Annotated in this window: 1 protein-coding gene; it reads right to left on the reverse strand. The window is 57.5% G+C overall.

Annotated elements, in window-relative coordinates; genetic code table 11:
- Positions 1 to 261: hypothetical protein (locus R0J92_RS24075; protein WP_411053534.1), on the reverse strand; the 261-nt coding region annotated here is incomplete at both ends.

Consider the following 261-nt stretch of genomic DNA (forward strand, 5'->3'; position numbering starts at 1 on the left):
GCCGATAAAAGCGACCACGGCAAATGCCAGAAGTGTCACGTCAACCATATTTCTCCCCCTGAAGGCGCGGGTGTCATCGGCATCATCGCCGGGACAGGTGTCCGCGCATTCCGCGAGTTGGGAGAATACAGGCTTTTGCTGGTGCCACAATGCATGTGCTTTTCCCAAAGCAAAACGAAAGCCCGACGGCTTCGGCGCGCCTTCCGATTCCTGGGCGATACGGATTTCGCCGGTACTCGCTTGACAGCCTCCAACACCTGT

Origin of the sequence: Tritonibacter sp. SIMBA_163 (genome assembly GCF_046535935.1) — a bacterium.
GTDB lineage: Bacteria > Pseudomonadota > Alphaproteobacteria > Rhodobacterales > Rhodobacteraceae > Epibacterium > Epibacterium scottomollicae.